Raw genomic sequence first — 16,071 nt, 5'->3', positions numbered from 1 at the left:
CATGGCGATGGCGGGCATTGCAGAGCGCATGGCTCAGCGGCGCTGGTAATCCACAAACGAAAACGCATAAGCATGCCGGCTATCAGCAGCATGCAACTCACGCCGCACGGGCGACCACACCGCCGGGTCGATGGGCGGAAAATGCGTGTCGGCATCGTCCACTGCAGTGTCCACTTCGGTCACCGCCAGCAGATCGGCACGCTCCATGGTCAGGCGATACACTTCACCGCCACCGATCACGCACAGCTCCTGCGCGCCATCTTGCGCGGCGCGTTCGATCGCCTGCTCCACCGATGCCACCGCCTGCATACCGTCGAACGGTACCTGCCCCGAGCGCGTCAGCACCAGATTCAAGCGCCCCGGCAACGCACGCCCCAACGACTGTGCCGTCTTGCGCCCCATCAGGATCGGCTTGCCCAGCGTCAACGCCTTGAAGCGTTTGAGGTCATCGGGCAATTTCCAGGGCAAGTCGTTATCGCGACCGATGGCGTTGTTGCGATCGAAGGCGACGATGAGGTGGAGCCGGGAGCGGGGAGCGGCGACCGGGGACCCGGAGAGCGAATCCTGGGGAAGCTTTGTTGTTGCCATTGGTGCTGTTCGGGACCGGGGACCCGGGACCGGGGACCCGGCGGGCGAATCCTGGCAAAGCTCCGTTGCTGCTGTTGTTGCTATTGCCGGGTCCCGGGTCCCCGGTCCCCGGTCCCGACTACTCTCCCGACTCATACCGCCACCGGTGCCTTGATCGCCGGATGCGGGTCGTAGCCTTCGATGGCGATGTCTTCGAAGCGGAACGCGAACAGGTCGGTGACCTCGGGATTCAGGCGCAAGGTGGGCAGCGCGCGCGGGGTGCGCGCCAGCTGTTCGCGGGCCTGGTCGAAGTGATTCGAATACAAGTGCGCATCGCCCAGCGTATGCACGAAATCGCCAACGCCCAGGCCGGTGGCCTGCGCCACCATGTGCGTCAGCAGCGCATAGCTGGCGATATTGAACGGCACGCCCAGAAAAATATCGCCACTGCGCTGATAGAGCTGGCAACTGAGCTTGCCGTTCACCACGTAGAACTGGAACAGGCTGTGGCACGGCATCAGCGCCATCTGCGGCAATTCGCCCACATTCCAGGCGCTGATCACCAAGCGGCGCGAATCGGGATTGCGCTTGATCTCGTCCACCAGCCACTGCATCTGGTCGATCTCGACGCCATCGGGGCCAGTCCAGCGCCGCCACTGCTTGCCGTAGACCGGACCGAGATCGCCGTTGGCGTCGGCCCACTCGTCCCAGATGCGCACCTGGTTGTCGCTGAGATACCCGATATTGGTATCGCCCTGCAGGAACCACAGCAGCTCGTGGATGATCGAGCGCAGGTGCAACTTCTTGGTGGTGACCAACGGAAAACCGGCATTGAGGTCGAAGCGCATCTGCCAGCCGAACACGCTGCGCGTGCCGGTGCCGGTGCGATCAGACTTCTCCGCGCCGTGTTCCAGCACGTGCTGCAGCAGATCCAGATACGGCTTCACTTCGCGGCCTCCGCCACTGCGACGTCGGGCAGCACCGGCTGCAACACCGGCGCGCGGCGCGACATCGCCAGCAGCACCAGGCCGACCGCAATCAACGGCAGGCTCAGAATCTGGCCCATCGTCAGCCAATTGAAGGCCAGGTAGCCGATCGGTGCGTCCGGCACACGTACGAATTCAACGATGAAGCGGAACACGCCGTACAGCAGCGCGAACAGGCCCGACACCGCATAGCGTGCGCGCGGCTTCATCGAGAACGCCCACAGCACCACGAACATCACCACGCCTTCCAGCGCCGCTTCGTAAAGCTGCGAGGGATGGCGTGCGAACTGATTCAATGCGCCAGCGGCGTACTGCGCCTGGATCTGCGCCGGCAACTGATTGGCAAGCTCCGGCGCATGCGGAAAGATCACGCCCCAGCCGGCCTGCGTGAACTTGCCCCACAACTCGCCGCCGACGAAGTTGCCGAGCCGCCCGAACCCAAGGCCCAGCGGCACCAGCGGCGCGACAAAATCCATGACGTCGAAGAAATGCAGCCGGTGCTTGCGTGCCCACAGCCAGCAGGCGATCAACACGCCGAGCAGGCCGCCGTGGAAGCTCATGCCGCCTTCCCACACCTTGAACAGGATCAGCGGGTTGGCCAGGAAGGTCTCGAAGGCATAGAACAGCATGTAGCCGATGCGCCCGCCCAGCACCACGCCGAGCATGCCGTAGAACAGCAGGTCGGAGAAACCGTCCAAGTCCACCCCGGGCAGGCGGCCGCGCAAAATGCGCGAACGGCCCAGCGCCCAGGCCGAGGAAAACGCCGCCAGATACATCAAGCCGTACCAGTGCACCTGCACCGGGCCGAGCGAGAAAGCGATGGGGTCGATGGCGTGCAGATAGATCATGCGGACCGCGTATCACGTAGAGCGAGGCGGCTATTCTGACACCTCGGGCGCGCTCAGCCTAAGAGCTGCGGACGATCGGGCAGCTCGTCTTCATGCTGCACACCGTCTGTGGCCGGGAAATACTCGGCCAACAGCTCGGTCACCGCCTCGATGCCAGCCAGAACCGCCGCCTCGTACTGACCTTCGCGCAGGAACTGCTGCATGCGCCGGCACACCTCCGCCCAGCAGGCGTCGGGCACCTGGCTGCGCAGGCCGCGGTCGGCCACCACTTCGATGGCGTGGTCGGCCAGCAGCAGATAGATCAGCACCCCGTTATTGGCTTCGGTGTCCCAGGTGCGCAATTGCGCGAAGGCCTGCTCGGCGCGCTGCCGCGCGCTGTGCCCGCGCCACAGCACGTCCAGCGGCAGGTCCGCCTCCACAGCGACCATGATCTGGCCGGTGTGGAAACGCTCGCTGGCAGCCACGGCCGCGGCAATGGCATCCATGCACGCGGCTGGAAAACTGCGCTGCGCCGATGGCGCGAAAACATGCCTGAGCCACCGCATTACCAGCTCCCCGAGGCGCCACCGCCTCCTGATGACCCGCCACTGCCACCCCAGCCACCGCCGCCGAAACCGCCACGGCCGCCGCCACCAAATCCGCCGAACCCGCCGCCGCCCCAGCCACCACCGCCGACGAAACGGCCCGGCGAGCCGGAGGCCAGGCCAGCCAGCAATCCGATCACCGCCGCCCCTGCGCTGGCGAACAGCAACGACGTAAACAACAATGCAGCGCCGCCAGCGGCAACGCCGGTCAACAAGGCGCGTAGCGGGCGCGGTAAGCCGCCCAGGATGCTGCGCGCCACCATGGCGACCACGAAACCGATGAACAGCGCCATGATCCAGCCACCGCCGCCCGCACCGTTGCCGCCATCGGCATGTCCGCTGACCGGCGCCGGCAAGGCCTCGCCCTCGATCAGGCCGGCCAGCGTCGCGGTTGCGACACTGATGCCGCCGGCGTAATCGCCCTCGCGAAAGCGCGGCGCCAGATACTCCTGGATGATGCGGTTGGCGGTGATGTCGGGGATCGCGCCTTCCAGGCCGTAACCGGGCTGGATGCGAACGCGGCGATCGTCCTTGGCCACCAGCAGCAGCACGCCGTCGTCCACGCCCGTGCGGCCGATCTTCCATTGGTCGAACACGCGTTGGGTATATTGCTCGATCGCTTCCGGCTGCGTCGTCGGCACGATCAGAATCTGCAGCTGCGCCCCCTTGCGTTGCTGCAGGGCCAGTGCCTGTTGTTCAAGTTGCTGGATCTGTGCCGCATCCAGCGTGCCGGTGACATCGACGACCGGCGAGCGCAGCGGCGGAATGGCAGCCAGATCCTGCGCCAGCAGCGACGCCGGCAGCACAAGCAACGCCATCATCCACACCATTCCCAAAAACGTTCGCCGCATTGCCAACTCCTACCTGATGCGCACTGACATTCCGTCGTTCCCTTCTCCCACCGGGACATTGTCCCCCTTCATGGGGGAGAAGTGCCCCGAAGGGGCGGATGAGGGTGCGAGCGAAGCGACGTGCAGTTGGAAAACACAGATGCTTCGCGCCGTACCCTCACCCCAACCCCTCTCCCGAGGGGAGAGGGGCTTCTGCATACTGCGTGGGCTGCTGATTACTGTGCAGGCTGCGGTGCAGGCTGTTGCTGCGGCGCCTGCTGATTGCCGAAATCCACCTGCGGGGCGCGCGAAATCTGCGCTTCGTTTTCCACGCTGAAATTTGGCTTGGGCTGATAGCCGAAGATCTTGGCGGTGATTACCTGCGGGAACGACCGGATGTAGGTGTTGTAGTCCTGCACGGTCTGGATATACCGACCGCGCGCCACGGTGATGCGGTTTTCGGTGCCCTCCAGCTGCACCTGCAGATCGCGGAACGATTGGTCGGACTTGAGCTGCGGGTAGTTTTCGCTGACCACCAGCAACCGCGACAGTGCGCTGCCGAGTTCGCCCTGGGCCTGCTGGAACTGCTTCAACGATGCTTCGTCATCGGCGTTGACCTGGATCTGGCCGACGCGTGCACGCGCGTTGGTGACTTCGGTCAGCACCTGGCGTTCCTGCTGGGCGTAGCCCTGCACGGTGCGCACCAGATTGGGAATCAGATCGGCGCGGCGCTGGTACTGATTGAGCACTTCCGACCAACCGGCCTTGACCCCTTCTTCCTTCTGCTGGATCGCGTTATAGCCGCAACCGGACAGCGAGGCGGTCAGGATCAGCAACACCAGGGCGCGAATCAGGACAGGCATGCCGGCGATTCCGTTCAAAGAGGGCCCGAGCATGCCATGGGCCAGGTCAAGCCCGCATGCACATGACCCTGCCCGGCTCGCCAGCCGCACCGCTTCAGAACAGGCGCGGCAACAGGATCAATCCCCAGCACAGCAGCACGTTGATCAACAGCAGGAACACCGCGGCCGACCCCATGTCCTTGGCACGCCCGGCCAGCACGTGATGTTCTGGACCATAGCGTTCGATCACCGCTTCGATCGCCGAATTCAGCAGCTCGGCGGCCAGCACGATCACCAACGGTGCGATCAGCGCGATACGCTCCAGCCCGGATTGCCCGAGCCATAGCCCGAGCGGCACCAGCACCACAGCCAGGCAGACTTCCAGCCGGAACGAGGATTCATGCAACCACGCTGCGCGTAAGCCCTGCCACGACCAGATCGCCGCCTTGAGCATGCGGCGCGGGCCGCGCGGCACGTGTCCCAATTGATCGGCCATGCGTCAGTGCTTCCTGCCGCAAGGGCGCGTCGGGAGATAGAGAGAACGCATGGCATGGTAGCCGCTGAGGAAAGTGCGAATCTTGCACCGTGGCGTCGCGCCCCGCCAGTTGCGCGCCGGTTTGCCCTCAGCTTCCAGCCTGTCGCACCATGGCAGCCCGCTTCGCTGTTGAAGGTTCCTGCATGACCATCCGTCGCCTGCGCACCGTGCTGTGCGCCCTTGCCCTGTTGTCCGGCCATGTGCACGCCGACGCGCTGCACACCGCTCCCGTGGTGCCGGCGCAGGTCTCCAACGCTGCGTGGGAACAGGACATGCAACGCTTCGCCGACCGCGACGCGCGTCAGCCGCCACCCAGGCACGGCATCGTGTTCGTCGGTAGCTCGTCGATTCGTTTCTGGGAGACGCTGGCCCAGGATTTCCCGGGCAAACCGGTCATCAACCGCGGCTTCGGCGGCTCGGAAGTCCGCGACAGCACCTGGTACGCAGACCGTATCGTCATTCCCTACGCGCCGCGCCAGGTGCTGCTGTATGCCGGCGATAACGATCTCAACAGCGGCCGCACGCCCGAGCAGGTGCGCGATGATGTGCTGGCCTTCGTGGCACGCATCCGCCGCGACCTGCCGCAGGCACGCATCAGTTATCTGTCGATCAAGCCCAGCCCATCGCGTGCGCAGCTGCTGCCGGCGGTGATCGCTGCCAACCGGCTGATCAAGGACGCACTCGCACCACTGCCGCGCGTGGACTACGTGGATGTCTACACGCCGATGCTCGATGCCAGCGGCAAGCCGCGCCCCGAGCTGTTTCGCGAAGACATGCTGCACATGACGGCCGATGGCTATGCGATCTGGCGCAAGGTGGTTGCACCGATCCTGGAGCAGTAGCTGCGCACGCAGCGGCGGTTTGTACACGCGATGCGAAGCGTCGCGCCGCTTCAGGCCACCACCACCGCCACCGACGTACCGACGCCGGTTTCGCTGTGCAGCTCGATCCGCCAGCCGAAGCGGTCGCAGAGCCGGCGCACGATCGACAGGCCCAGGCCGGTGCCTTGCGGGCGCGTGGGATCGGCGCGGAAGAACGGCTCGAATGCACGCGCACGCGCTTCTTCGCTCATGCCGATCCCGGTATCGCGCACCACGATACGGTCGTGGGTGACTGCGACCTCGATGCTGCCGGTATCGGTATAGGCGCAGGCGTTGCGCAGCAAATTGCTGAGCACTACCCGCATCACCCGCGGCGGCGCGAACATCTGCAGGCTGCCCTCGCCGACCATGCGCAACGACACCGGCTTGTCGCCGAGCAATTCGCGTGCGCTTTCCACTTCTTCGCTGGCCAGTTCGGCGACATCGAAGGTCTCGCTCTGCGGGTCGATCTCGGCTTCGCGCGCCAGAATCAGGAATGCATCGATCACCGCTTCCATATCGTGGCCGGCACGCTGGATGCGGCGCAGGCTGCGTTGGGTGCGCGTGGACAATTGGTCGTCGGCCAATGCCATGTCGCTGGCCACGCGGATCACCGTGAGTGGCGTGCGCAGCTCATGGCTGGCATCGCGGGTGAAATTGCGTTCGCGCGCCACATGGTCGCTGACCCGCTGCCCCAACGCATGCAGGGCGGCGGCGAGCTGGCGCGTTTCGCCCTGCAGTTCGGCAGGCAAGCGCTCCGGCGCCAGTTCGTCCACATCCGGGTTACGCGGGTCCCATTGCGACACACGCCGTGCCAACCAACTGATCGGGGAAACCAGGCGCTTGGAAACACGGTAGGTGAACCACGACACGCCGTAGATCGCCAGCAGCACCACGATCGCCGGCACCACGCCGAACCACAGCGTCAGATGCGCCGCACGCGAGCGCGAAAACACCAGATACAGCCGGCCTTCCGGGCGTTGGTCCACATACACCAGCGCATCGGCGGCCGCCACTTCGCTGAAACCGGGCGACAGGCGGCGGAGCGCCGGCGGCGCCGCCTCGGCAGCAGTGCCTGCGGGCGAAAAATAGCCTTGGATATTGCGCGTATTCGGCGGCCGGTTGTCCGGCATGCTCTTCTGCATCCGCCAGAAGTGCACTGCCTCGTCGGCGAGCACGGTGCGTACCAGGCTGTACTTGATGACGAACGCCACCAGATACCCGGCAAGCACGAGCGCCAGGCTCGCCAGCGCGACCTGTAGCAGGAAGGCGAGACGTATTTTTCGCGGGAGCCCGTGTGGCATTGCTGCATCCAGGGGAGAGCGCCGGAGTATAGGCAACGCTTCCGTGAGTCCGTCGTGCAACCATCCGGCAGCACGGGGTAACCATTGGCGCGTAGGCGCCTGCACCGACCGGCCGCCAGAACGGCGGCCGGTCGGGGGACATCAGGCCATCGGTTGGGCGATGTCGGCGATGCGATAGCCGGCGCTCTGCACGGTGTGCAACAGCGGGCGGTCGAACGGCTTGTCGATGATCTTGCGCAGGTTGTACAGATGGCTGCGCAGGGTGTCCGAATCCGGCAAGCCGTTGCCCCAGATCTCGCGCTCGATTTCCTGGCGCGTCACAACACGCGGCGACTCGCGCATCAGGATGGTCAGCAAACGCAGGCCGATCGGCGACAGCTGCAGCTCGGTGCCGGCACGGGTCGCACGCATGCTGACCGGGTCAAGCACCAGATCGGCGACCTTGAGCACTTCCGAACCCACCTGGCGACGCTCGCGGCGGATCAGGGCTCGCAGGCGCGCTTCCAGTTCCTGGATCGCGAATGGCTTGGTCAGGTAATCGTCGGCACCGAAGCCCAGGCCGGTGAGCTTGTCGTCCAGCGTGTCGCGGGCGGTCAGCATCAGCACCGGGGTGGACTTGCGTGCGTCGTTCCGCAGGCGGCGGCAGACTTCGATCCCGTCCAGGCGTGGCAGCATGAGATCCAGCACGACCACGTCGTAACTGTTCTCGGCGGCCAGACGGTAACCGTCGAGTCCGTCCTGCGCATAGTCGACCTCGAAGCCACGGCCTTCCAGGTACTCGCCGATCATTTCGGAGATATTGCGATTGTCTTCGACGACCAGCACGAGGCCGGACGTTTCCTTGGTCTGACGCATGGACTTTCCTCGGTCTTCAGCTTTGTGAAACATGCCGGATCGACGGTGGAAAGGGCGTGAAGACTCGCTAACGTTTTGTGCCGCTTGCGGCCTAGCGGCCCAGCAACGGGCGCAATGCCGGCCACACCGTTTCCAGCACTTTGGGCTGCGCGGCGGCGGTGGGATGCAGCCCATCGGCCTGCATCAGGCCCGGCTGCAACGCGACCTTTTCCAGGAAGAACGGCACCAGCGCGGTCTTGTACTGTTTGGAGAGATCGGCATAGGTGGCCTTGAGCCGCGCGCGATAGGCCGGGCCATAGTTCGGCGGCACATCGATCCCGAGCAGCAGCACCTTGGCGCCGGCCTGCTGGCTCAGCTGGATCATCTTTTCCAGGTTGCCCTTGAGCTGGGCCGGGGTCAGCCCGCGCAGCGCATCATTGCCGCCGAGTTCGATCACCACCACGCCGGGATGGTGTTTTTCCAGCAGACCGGGCAGCCGGGTCAGCGCGCCGGAAGTGGTTTCGCCGCTGATGCTGGCATTGACGACCGCCGGTGGCGTCGCCATGTCACGCTTCAGGCGTTGGTCGAGCAAGGTCACCCAGCCGGACTGCACCGGAATGTTGTGCGCAGCGCTCAAGCTGTCGCCCACCACCAGAATCGGTGCGGTCGCCACCGGACTTTTGGCAGAGGCAATCCCCGGCGCAAGCAGGGAGAGTGTCAGCAGCCACAGGGCCAGCGCGCCATATCGCAGTGTTCTTTCACGCATTCGGAGATTCCTCATCGACAGTCTGGCCCCCCGCTCCAGCACCCGCACCGCCATCGACGTCCGCGAGGTCGGCAAGTCCGTCAGTGGACCGGAGGGAACACTCCACATCCTCGACAACGTGAGCTTGACGGTCAGTGAAGGCGACAGCATCGCCATCGTCGGCGCGTCCGGTTCGGGCAAGACCACCCTGCTCGGCCTGTTGGCCGGGCTGGACCTGCCCAGCCGCGGCAGCATCGCGCTGTCGGGCCAGGACCTGGGCCAGCTCGACGAAGAAGCCCGCGCTGCGCTGCGCGCCCGCGAAGTGGGCTTCGTTTTCCAGAGCTTCCACCTGTTGCCGGCGCTGACCGCCGAAGAAAACATCGCACTGCCGCTGGAGTTGGCCGGGCGCGAGGACCCCGCACGGGTGCGCGAGGTGCTGGAGGCGGTCGGCCTGAGTGCGCGTGCGCGCCATTACCCACGCCAGCTGTCCGGCGGCGAGCAGCAACGCGTGGCGCTGGCGCGCGCCTTCGTGGCCCGCCCACGCATCCTGTTCGCCGACGAACCCACCGGCAGCCTGGACCAGGCCACCGGCGCGCAGATCAGCGACCTGTTGTTCGCGCTCAATGCCACCAGCGACACCACCCTGGTGCTGGTCACCCACGACATGACCCTGGCGCAGCGCTGCAAGCACATCTACCGCATCGACAGCGGCCGCCTGCACGCACAGACCGGTCCGGCCGCATGAACGTGCTGCGACAAGCCGCACGCGCGGTACGCCGCGAATTCCTGGCCGGCGACCTGCTCACCGTGTTCGCCGCGCTGGTGCTGGGCGTTGCGGTAATGACCGCCGTCGGCACGCTGGTCGACCGGGTGACGCTCGCGTTGACCTCCAGCGCGGCCGAAGTGCTCGGCGGCGATCTGGGCGTGACCGGCCGCCAGGAGATTCCGGCCGACTTCGCCGAAGAAGCGCAACGACGTGGCCTGCAGAGCACGCGGATGGTCAGCTTCCCCAGCGTGCTGTTCCATGGCGACGCCAGCCAGATGGCCAATATCCGCGGCGTTGGCGCCGGTTACCCGCTGCGTGGTCAGTTGCTGGTGTCCAAGGACAGCAGCGGTGCCGAAGGCGCACCGGCCACGGCGCCCCCCCCTGGCCAGGCCTATGCCGATCCGCGCCTGCTCGAAGCGCTGGGCCTGCGTGTGGGCGAACCACTGGAGTTCGGCGCCGGCCACCTGACCATTACCGGCGTGCTGCGCGCTGAGCCGGATGCCTCCGGCGAGCTGATGCAGCTGTCGCCGCCGTTGCTGGTCAATCGCGCCGATATCGCCGGTGCCGGCCTGCTCGGGCCGGGTAGCCGCGCCTCCTACCGGTTGATGTTCGCCGGTGCGCCGGATGCCATCGCCGATCTTCGCGCCTGGCTGAAGCCGCGTGCCAGCGAATACCGATTGGTCGGCATCGAAGACACCCAACGCGGCATGCGTGCGGCGTTCGATCGCGCCGGCCGTTTCCTGGCCTTGTCGGCATTGCTGGCGGTGCTGTTGTCCGGCGTGGCGACCGCGCTGGCGGCCAACCGCTTTGCGATGCGGCGTATCGACACCGTGGCGGTATTGCGCTGCCTGGGCGCACGCCAGCGCGACATCCTGGCGATGCTGTCGCTGCAGCTGCTGCTGACCGCGATTCCGGCCTGCCTGGTCGGTATCGGGCTGGGCATGCTGGCGCAGGAAGGGCTGGTGCAGGCACTGGGCAGCCTGATTCCGAACCGCCTGCCGCTGCCGCAGGCCACCCCTGCCCTGGCCGGTGCAGGCATCGGCCTGACGTTGTTACTGGGCTTCGGCCTGCCGCCGCTGCTGCGGCTGCGCAACGTGCCGCCAATGCGCGTGCTCAACCGCAGTTTTGCCGCGGTGCCGCCGAGTTCGTTGCTGGTGTATGGCGCGGCCTTGGCCGCGACCCTGGCGCTTACCGTGTATGCCACCGGCAATCTGGTACTGGCCGGCTGGGTACTGGGCGGCCTGGCCGCGCTGGCCCTGGTGGCGATGCTGCTGGGGCTGGGCCTGCTGGCCTTGCTGCGGCCGATCCAGCACCGCCTGCGCGGTTCCTGGAAGCTGGGTCTTGCGTCGCTGACACGGCGACGCGGGCTAAGCGTGGTGCAGTTGGTCGGGCTGTCGCTGTCGTTGTGCGCACTGTTGCTGCTGGCCGTGGTCGGCCCCGGCCTGCTCGGCCAATGGCGAGACCGCCTGCCGGCCGATACGCCCAACTACTTCCTGATGAATATCCAGCCCGAACAGACCGAGCCGGTGCTGCAGACGCTGCGCGGATTGGGGGTGGAGGGTGCGGCGGTGGAGCCGTTCTCCACCGGGCGCCTGGTGGCCATCAACGACAAGCCGCCGGTGCGCGGCGACCGCGACCCGGCCGACGATGGCGACGGCGACAACCGCCCGGTCAATTTTTCCTGGCGGCATGCGTTCCCGCCGGCGAATACGCTCTTGCAGGGCAAGTTCTGGGCAGCCGACAGCACCGCAGCGGAAGCCTCGGTGGAAGAAGGCTGGGCACAGCGCTACCAGCTCAAACTGGGCGATCGCATCACCTTGCTGCTGGGCGAACAGCAACGCACTTTCACCGTGACCAGCATCCGCAAGGCCGATTGGGACTCGTTCCGGGTCAATTTCTTCCTGCTGCTCAATCAGGGATCGGTCGGCGATGCGCCCTACAACCTGATTTCCGCCTTCCATCTGCCGCCCGGCAATGCAGCCAAGCTGGCGTCTCTGAGCCGCGACTACCCCAACATCTCGTTGCTGGACATCGACGCCATCCTGGGCCGCGTACGCGAGGTGATCGACCAGGTGGCGCAGGCGGTGCAACTGGTGATGGGTTTCAGCCTGCTGGCCGGCGTGCTGGTGCTGCTGGCGGCCTTGCAGGCCACCGCCGGCGAGCGCCGCTATGACAGCGCGGTGCTGCGCACGCTGGGCGCGCGTCGCGGCCAGTTGCGTGGCGCAGTGCTGGTGGAGTTCGGCGCGCTCGGCTTGCTGGCAGCGACGCTGGCGGTGACCGCGGCGGCCGTGATCGGTGCGGTGGTGGGGCAACAAGCCTTCGAGATTGCGTTGACGCCGGATTGGCCGCGCCTGTTGCTCGGCGGTGCATTCGGGTTGGCGTTGAGCCTGCTGGCGGGTTGGTCGGGTACCCGACGCATTCTGTCCACGCCGCCGGCGTTGGCCTTGCGTAGCGAATAAGCACGGGTGAAGTGTGGCGCATGCCGACAACGGCATGCGCTGCCACCCTCCAGCGCCCGGATCGTGCCATTCGATGCCCGCTGGGCGCCGAGGTGATCGGCCTGGACCTCTCGCAACCGCTGGGTGCAGAGACCTTCGCGCGCATCCACCGGGCGCACCTGGATCACCAGGTGCTGGTGTTCCGCGATCAGCGCATCACGCCCGCGCAGCAGGTGGATTTCAGCCGTCGCTTCGGGCCGCTGCAGATTCATGTGCTGCGCAATTTCCAGCTGCGCGGGCACCCGGAAGTGCTGGTGGTGTCCAACATCAAGGAAAACGGCGAACCGACCGGCCTGGGCGATGCCGGGCATTACTGGCACTCGGATCTGTCCTACAAGGAGACGCCGAGCCTGGGCTCGCTGCTGCATGCGCAGGAGCTGCCCAGCGAAGGGGGAGATACCCTGTTCGCCAATCAGCATCTGGCCTGGCAAACGCTGCCCGAGCCGCTCAAGCGCCGCGTGCAGGACCTGCGCGCCGAACATAGTTATCTCGCCAAATACGAAGAGCTGCGCGCACGCAATCCGTGGCGCCCGGCATTGACGCTTGAGCAGATTGCCGAAGTCAAACCGGTGCAGCATCCCGTCGTGCGCACGCATCCGGACACCGGCCAGAAAGCGCTGTTCGTCAGCGAGCATTTCACCACCCGCATTGTCGGCCTGCCGGAAGACAAAAGCCGGGCGCTGTTGCAGACACTGTTCGAGCACACCACGCGCGCTGCGCTGGTGAATCGGCATCACTGGCAACCGTACGACATGGTGTTGTGGGACAACCGCTCGGTGACGCATCTGGCTGCCGGCACGCCGGATCATCTGCATCGCCGGCTCAACCGCACCACCATCGAAGGCGATGCGCCGCTCTGAGCGCACGCCTGCCCCTTCCCCTTCCGACTGGAGCGCCGCATGCGTTTGACCGTCACTTCTCACGCACCTTTGCAGCGCCGGCGTTTTTCGCGGCACATCGCGCTGCTGTTTCTGGCTGCCTTGCCTTGCCGCTGCTGCATAGTGCGCAGGCGCAGGCCGAGGGCAAGCTGCACATCGCCAAGCAGTTCGGCATCGTCTACCTGCTGCTGGACGTGGCGCAGGACCAGAAGTTGATCGAGCAGCAGGGCAAGGCCGCCAGTGTGGACATCGATGTGCAGTTCCTGCAGCTCGCCGGTGGTGCGGCGGTCAACGATGCCCTGCTCACCGGGTCGATCGACATTGCCGGTGCTGGCGTGGGCCCGTTGTTCACCATCTGGGAGCGCACACGCGGCCGGCAGAATGTGCGTGGCGTGGCGTCGCTGGGCAATTTTCCGTATCACCTGGTCAGCAATAACCCGCGCATCACATCCATCGGCGATTTCACCCCGCAAGATCGCATTGCGGTACCGGCCACCGGCGTGTCGGTGCAATCGCGTTTTCTGCAGCATGCCTCGCAGCAACGCTGGGGCGATAAGGGCACCCACCAACTCGACGCGCTGCAGGTGGCGTTGCCGCATCCGGACGCGGCCGCTGCGATCATCCGCGGCCGTACCGAGATCACCGCGCATTTCGCCAGCCCGCCGTTCCAGGAGCAGGAGCTTGCGCGCAACCCGGCCGCGCATATCGTGACAAGTTCCTACGACATCGAAGGCGGCCCGTCGTCGGCGACGGTGTTGTACGCCACCGAAAAATTTCGCAGCGACAATCCCAAGACCTACCGCGCCTTTGTCGCTGGTGATGCAGATCCTCAAGGCCCCCAAGGTGCAGTTCACCGTGCCGCCGCAGAACACCTTGAAGCTGGGCAAGTTCATGCAGCACAGCGGGGCGATCAAGCAGGCCCCCGGCCAAGGTCAGCGACTACTTCTTCGACGACCCGCTGATTGCGGGCGGGAGCTGAGCGATGTCCACGCCCTTGCTGCAGGTCGATCATGTCTCAGCCTGGAATACGCCTCTGCGCAGCGCGTGGTGCGTGCCACCCATCGGGTGCGTTTCGATGTGCATGACGCCGATCGCTTCGTGCTGCTGGGGCCTTCGGGCTGCGGCAAATCCACCCTGCTCAAGGCGGTGGCCGGCTTGGTCAGCCCGCGCGAGGGGCAGATCCGCCTGGATGGGCCGGGGCCGGACCGGGTGGTGGTGTTCCGGGAATTCGATCAGCTGGCACCGTGGAAAACGGTGCGCGAGAACGTGGTGTTCGGCCTCGGCGCGCCGAGGCGCGCGAGCGGGCAGATGACAGTCTGGCCCAGGTGGGGCTGAGCGCGTTCGCAGATGCCTACCCGCACACCTTGTCCGGCGGCATGAAGCAGCGGGTGGCGATCGCACGCGCCTTGGCGCTGCGCCCGCGCGTGCTGCTGATGGACGAACCGTTCGCAGCACTGGATGCGCTGACGCGTTCGCGCATGCAGGAGCAGGTACTGGAGCTACGGGAACAATCGCGTTTCACGCTGTTGTTCGTCACCCATTCCATCGAAGAGGCGTTGGTGGTCGGCAACCGCATCCTGCTGTTGTCGCCACACCCGGGCCAGGTGCGCGCCGAACTCAACGCGCATGCCTTCGGCCCACATGGCGCCGGTAGCGTCGCGTTTCAACAGACTGCGCAACGCATTCACCGGCTGCTGTTCGATCTGCCCGACGACACGCTGGACGACGACAAGATGGCGCCGCTGCGTCGCCCTGCCGTGCGTCAGCGGGAGGCGCTGCCGTGAGCCGCAGCAATACCGTTGCCCTGCCGCCGATTCTGCCGGTGCGGCCCGAATACCACGTGGCGCTGCAGCCGCTGGACCCCGCCCTGATCGCCGCGGCCACGCCGGCGCGCTGGCAGGCACCGCCGTGGCTGCGCAAGGCGCTGGGCCTGGTGGTCCTGGTCGCCGTCTGGGAAATCGCCGCGCGCGTGGTCGGCGACGATCTGATGCCGCCCAGCGCGCTGCAGACCGCACGCGCGTTCTACGACGGGCTGCTGTCGGGCGAATTGCTGCGCCGTGTCGGCACCTCGTTGCGCGTGCTGGCGCTGGGCGTGGTGCTGGCATTCGTGCTGACCGCGTTGGCGGCCTCCACGCGCTGGGGACGCGATGTGCTCGGCACGCTGACCGCCATGTTCAACCCGCTGCCGGCCATCGCGCTGTTGCCGCGGGCGTTGCTGTGGTTCGGGCTGGACACCGGCAGCCTGGTGTTCGTGCTGGGCTTGCTGGTGGAAGGCTTGGTGTTCCGGACGATCGAGCAGCCGACAGTGCGCCGCTGAGGCATGTAGCGCTAGCGCTGAACCTGGCCGCAGCCGTGTGCAGCCGGTGAGGACCTGGCCGTGCTGCACGCACGCATTTCGGGCCATCCATGGGCGGCCGTAACCTGCGTGCCGGGCTCATCGGCACGGTCGCGTGCGCTTAACGGAGCTGGCTTATGCTGCCGGCCCCTTACCTGCCGTCCGCCGTCATGCCTACCGCCCCGTTCACTGCCTACCTGTATCCGGTCCTGTTGTTGCTCGCCAGCAATGTGTTCATGACCTTCGCCTGGTACGGGCATCTGAAGTACAAGAGCACACCGTTGATGATCGCGATCCTGGTCAGCTGGGGCATCGCGTTCTTCGAATACTGCCTGCAGGTGCCGGGCAATCGGCTGGGCAGCGCGGTGTATTCGGCCCCGCAGCTCAAGGGCATGCAGGAAGTGATCACGCTGCTGGTCTTCGCCGGTTTCTCCACGTTCTACCTGGGGCAGTCGTTGAAGTGGAATCACTGGGCGGCGTTCGGCCTGATCCTGGTGGCGGCGTTCTTGATGTTCAAAGAGTAAGGCTAAGCCCCGTAGGAGCGCGCTGGCGCGCGATGAGGCGTTATCGATAAAGCCTCAATCGCGCGCAAGCGCGCTCCTTGTATCTGGACATCGCCGCCTAGCAGCGGTATGTCTTCCGACTGATCATCGGGGCAG

General features: G+C 66.0%; 14 protein-coding genes and 4 pseudogenes. 8 read left to right on the top strand and 10 right to left on the bottom strand.

The window, feature by feature from the left end:
- Positions 1-33: 33 nt before the first annotated feature.
- From M3O59_RS04245 to M3O59_RS04215, 7 genes are all read right to left on the bottom strand, one after another.
- Positions 34-513 (bottom strand): dihydrofolate reductase, encoded by a 480-nt coding sequence (locus tag M3O59_RS04245; RefSeq protein WP_116906469.1) that lies wholly within the window; start codon positions 511-513, stop codon positions 34-36.
- Between the two features lie 206 nt (positions 514-719).
- On the bottom strand, positions 720-1,514 hold the full coding sequence (locus tag M3O59_RS04240; RefSeq protein ID WP_064633751.1) for a thymidylate synthase: 795 nt from the start codon (positions 1,512-1,514) through the stop codon (positions 720-722).
- Positions 1,511-2,401: a prolipoprotein diacylglyceryl transferase gene (lgt, locus tag M3O59_RS04235; RefSeq protein ID WP_064633749.1), complete on the bottom strand. Its 891-nt coding sequence runs from the start codon at positions 2,399-2,401 to the stop codon at positions 1,511-1,513. The genes M3O59_RS04240 and lgt overlap by 4 nt, the downstream gene beginning before the upstream one ends.
- A gap of 53 nt (positions 2,402-2,454) precedes the next feature.
- Entirely contained in the window at positions 2,455-2,946 is a 492-nt protein-coding gene (locus M3O59_RS04230; RefSeq protein ID WP_249054540.1) for a TPM domain-containing protein, read from the bottom strand.
- Entirely contained in the window at positions 2,946-3,836 is an 891-nt protein-coding gene (locus tag M3O59_RS04225) for a TPM domain-containing protein (RefSeq protein WP_249045636.1), read from the bottom strand. Before M3O59_RS04225 ends, M3O59_RS04230 begins: the two co-directional genes overlap by 1 nt.
- Before the next feature lie 215 nt (positions 3,837-4,051).
- Entirely contained in the window at positions 4,052-4,678 is a 627-nt protein-coding gene (locus M3O59_RS04220; RefSeq protein WP_064630950.1) for a LemA family protein, read from the bottom strand.
- Positions 4,679-4,772: 94 nt separating this feature from the next.
- On the bottom strand, positions 4,773-5,153 hold the full coding sequence (locus tag M3O59_RS04215) for a diacylglycerol kinase (RefSeq protein ID WP_116906715.1): 381 nt from the start codon (positions 5,151-5,153) through the stop codon (positions 4,773-4,775).
- Positions 5,154-5,335: 182 nt separating this feature from the next.
- Here M3O59_RS04215 and M3O59_RS04210 point away from each other — a divergent pair, with 182 nt between their 5' ends.
- Complete coding sequence (locus M3O59_RS04210) at positions 5,336-6,034, top strand: SGNH/GDSL hydrolase family protein (RefSeq protein ID WP_064630947.1); 699 nt, start codon at positions 5,336-5,338, stop codon at positions 6,032-6,034.
- Positions 6,035-6,084: 50 nt separating this feature from the next.
- Here M3O59_RS04210 and M3O59_RS04205 read toward each other — a convergent pair whose 3' ends face one another.
- From M3O59_RS04205 to M3O59_RS04195, 3 genes are all read right to left on the bottom strand, one after another.
- Complete coding sequence (locus M3O59_RS04205) at positions 6,085-7,356, bottom strand: sensor histidine kinase (protein WP_064630945.1); 1,272 nt, start codon at positions 7,354-7,356, stop codon at positions 6,085-6,087.
- Between the two features lie 141 nt (positions 7,357-7,497).
- On the bottom strand, positions 7,498-8,211 hold the full coding sequence (locus M3O59_RS04200; RefSeq protein WP_002811889.1) for a response regulator transcription factor: 714 nt from the start codon (positions 8,209-8,211) through the stop codon (positions 7,498-7,500).
- A gap of 91 nt (positions 8,212-8,302) precedes the next feature.
- Positions 8,303-8,971: an arylesterase gene (locus tag M3O59_RS04195; RefSeq protein ID WP_181920655.1), complete on the bottom strand. Its 669-nt coding sequence runs from the start codon at positions 8,969-8,971 to the stop codon at positions 8,303-8,305.
- A gap of 109 nt (positions 8,972-9,080) precedes the next feature.
- Here M3O59_RS04195 and M3O59_RS04190 point away from each other — a divergent pair, with 109 nt between their 5' ends.
- The 7 genes and pseudogenes from M3O59_RS04190 to M3O59_RS04160 all read left to right on the top strand — a co-directional run bounded on the left by M3O59_RS04190 (position 9,081) and on the right by M3O59_RS04160 (position 15,936).
- Positions 9,081-9,680 carry an ABC transporter ATP-binding protein gene (locus M3O59_RS04190; protein WP_039565510.1) on the top strand — a complete coding sequence of 200 codons (600 nt, stop codon included), beginning with the start codon at positions 9,081-9,083 and terminating at the stop codon, positions 9,678-9,680.
- Positions 9,677-12,160 carry an ABC transporter permease gene (locus M3O59_RS04185; protein ID WP_064630939.1) on the top strand — a complete coding sequence of 828 codons (2,484 nt, stop codon included), beginning with the start codon at positions 9,677-9,679 and terminating at the stop codon, positions 12,158-12,160. Before M3O59_RS04190 ends, M3O59_RS04185 begins: the two co-directional genes overlap by 4 nt.
- A gap of 6 nt (positions 12,161-12,166) precedes the next feature.
- Positions 12,167-13,059, top strand: a pseudogene (locus M3O59_RS04180) (TauD/TfdA dioxygenase family protein).
- Positions 13,060-13,098: 39 nt separating this feature from the next.
- Positions 13,099-14,056, top strand: a pseudogene (locus M3O59_RS04175) (ABC transporter substrate-binding protein).
- Positions 14,057-14,121: 65 nt separating this feature from the next.
- Positions 14,122-14,861, top strand: a pseudogene (locus tag M3O59_RS04170) (ABC transporter ATP-binding protein).
- Positions 14,858-15,334 (top strand): annotated as a pseudogene (locus tag M3O59_RS04165) (ABC transporter permease); the annotation flags it as partial. The pseudogenes M3O59_RS04170 and M3O59_RS04165, both read left to right, overlap by 4 nt.
- A gap of 248 nt (positions 15,335-15,582) precedes the next feature.
- Positions 15,583-15,936 (top strand): DMT family protein, encoded by a 354-nt coding sequence (locus tag M3O59_RS04160; RefSeq protein ID WP_064630977.1) that lies wholly within the window; start codon positions 15,583-15,585, stop codon positions 15,934-15,936.
- The last annotated feature ends 135 nt before the right edge of the window (positions 15,937-16,071 follow it).

This window comes from Xanthomonas nasturtii (assembly GCF_023337365.3).
Classification (GTDB): Bacteria; Pseudomonadota; Gammaproteobacteria; order Xanthomonadales; family Xanthomonadaceae; genus Xanthomonas; species Xanthomonas nasturtii.
Note: the sequence above shows the minus strand (reverse complement) of the source record. Positions and strands in the feature narration are given on the sequence as shown.

Bases quoted from the DNA above. Each gene is read 5' to 3' on its own strand.
- lgt (WP_064633749.1), bottom strand. From the start codon at position 2,401: ATGATCTATCTGCACGCCATCGACCCCATCGCTTTCTCGCTCGGCCCG.
- M3O59_RS04230 (WP_249054540.1), bottom strand. From the start codon at position 2,946: ATGCGGTGGCTCAGGCATGTTTTCGCGCCATCGGCGCAGCGCAGTTTT.
- M3O59_RS04225 (WP_249045636.1), bottom strand. From the start codon at position 3,836: ATGCGGCGAACGTTTTTGGGAATGGTGTGGATGATGGCGTTGCTTGTG.
- M3O59_RS04220 (WP_064630950.1), bottom strand. From the start codon at position 4,678: ATGCCTGTCCTGATTCGCGCCCTGGTGTTGCTGATCCTGACCGCCTCG.
- M3O59_RS04215 (WP_116906715.1), bottom strand. From the start codon at position 5,153: ATGGCCGATCAATTGGGACACGTGCCGCGCGGCCCGCGCCGCATGCTC.
- M3O59_RS04210 (WP_064630947.1), top strand. From the start codon at position 5,336: ATGACCATCCGTCGCCTGCGCACCGTGCTGTGCGCCCTTGCCCTGTTG.
- M3O59_RS04205 (WP_064630945.1), bottom strand. From the start codon at position 7,356: ATGCCACACGGGCTCCCGCGAAAAATACGTCTCGCCTTCCTGCTACAG.
- M3O59_RS04200 (WP_002811889.1), bottom strand. From the start codon at position 8,211: ATGCGTCAGACCAAGGAAACGTCCGGCCTCGTGCTGGTCGTCGAAGAC.
- M3O59_RS04195 (WP_181920655.1), bottom strand. From the start codon at position 8,971: ATGAGGAATCTCCGAATGCGTGAAAGAACACTGCGATATGGCGCGCTG.
- M3O59_RS04185 (WP_064630939.1), top strand. From the start codon at position 9,677: ATGAACGTGCTGCGACAAGCCGCACGCGCGGTACGCCGCGAATTCCTG.
- M3O59_RS04160 (WP_064630977.1), top strand. From the start codon at position 15,583: ATGCCTACCGCCCCGTTCACTGCCTACCTGTATCCGGTCCTGTTGTTG.